Origin of the sequence: Verrucosispora sp. SN26_14.1 (genome assembly GCF_004307965.1) — a bacterium.
Lineage (GTDB): Bacteria > Actinomycetota > Actinomycetes > Mycobacteriales > Micromonosporaceae > Micromonospora.
In genome coordinates, this window is sequence record NZ_SISL01000749.1 from 1 (window position 1) to 1,624 (window position 1,624).

Below are 1,624 nucleotides of genomic sequence, written 5' to 3' on the forward strand. Positions count from 1 at the left end.
TACCTGTCCCCGCCGCCGCTGGAGTTCCATACCGGCGAGCGCACCGGACGGATCGCCCCCGGCAGCGACGCCGCCCGGCTGCACCACTCCGGCGATCGGCGCCCGCAACGTCAACGCGTCGACGGTCGACTTGGCCAGGTCGTACGCCTGCTGGGCCTGGAGGCGCTGGGCGGTGGCGAGCGCGCCGACGGTCGCACCCGCCGCGAGCAGGGGCAGCAGGATGACGGTGTGCTGACCGAGGAGCACGGCGCGGATACCGCGTCGGGTCATCCCCAGGCCGCGCAGCCGCGCCACCTCCACGGCGCGGGCCTGCAGATCGCAGGTCACGTGCAGGACGACGCCGGCGAGCAGCAGCAGGGCCGAGGCCGCGACGAGAAGCCGCAGTACGGCGGGCAGCGCGGCGTGCAACGGGCCGCCGGTGAGACGGGCGGTCTCCGCCTCGAGAGTCGTGACGGTGCCCAGGTGCAGAGCGGTGGCCCGCTCGGCGACGTCGGGACCGGTGGGGTGGCCGACCCACCAGGCGTCGACCGGGAACGTCAGGTCGCCGGTGACGGCGCGGGCGCGCGACAGCATGTCCAGGTCGGCCAGGACGGCGACGGCACCGGGGGCCGACGGTACGGTCGGCACGACCTCGGTGACGACGATCGGGACGGGCGTGGTGCCGACCGTGACGCTGAGCGTGGTGCCGATGCCGCCGACCGCGTCGGCGAAGCGGGCGGAGACGGCGACGGGCACCGGGCCGGGGTCGGGGAAGGCGGTGGCGACGAGGGTACGGGCGCCGTCCGCGCCACCCAGGTCGACGGTTGCCGCCATCCGCAGCGCGGTCTGCGTCGGCGTGGCGGCGAGTACGACGGTGGGGTCGCGCAGCCTGGTCGGGATCGGCGGCGCGGACGTGGCGGTCCACCCCGCTGCGTCAGCCGATCCGCTGGGCGGCACGGTGAGGGTGACGGCGACGGCGACGCGGCTGCCGGCGGCGGCATCGGGATCGGCCGTGATCGGCAGGGACACCGCGACCAGGTGCAGTCCGTCGGCGGTCGCGCACGCGGGCAGCCGGTGCTCCCGGCCGTCGAGCGGCACGGGGGGACCGGTGCAGGGCAGGCGTAGACCGGCGGCGTCCTGCAGCAGCAGCTGGGGGGTCACGGCGAGTGGAGTGTCGCCGGTCGCGGTGCCGCTGAGCAGCAGAGGCGCACCGGCGGCGAGCGGGAGACCGGTGGTGCGGGTCGGTGGGGCGAGTCGCGCACCGACATCGGTCCAGGTGCGGTCGTGGTCGAGTCGTCCGCGGAGCAGCGTGTCGGCGCGGGTGGTGTCGACAGCGACCAGGCGCGGCGCGTCGCCGGCGGTGCCGAGCCACTGACCGACGGCGGTACCCCGGCGGAGAACGGGACTCACCGCCCCCGAGGTAGCCGCGGCGACGTCCACGCCGTCTCCGGACAACGGCGTCGCGCTGAGGGACAACGCCAGGTCGGTGCCGACGGAGAGCGCCGCCTGGTCACGCTGCGACTGGTGCCACGTGGTGTCGAAGGCGAGGCCGAAGGTCGCCGCCGCGCAGGCCAGCCCGACGAGGAGACCGGCGGCGACCGCCTGGGGCCGGCGGGCGGCTTCGGCGACCGCCAGCACCACGGCC

The 1,624-nt window shown here is 76.3% G+C and carries 1 pseudogene; it reads right to left on the reverse strand.

Annotated elements, in window-relative coordinates:
- Window positions 1-1,624: pseudogene (locus EYA84_RS34110) on the reverse strand (hypothetical protein); the annotation flags it as partial.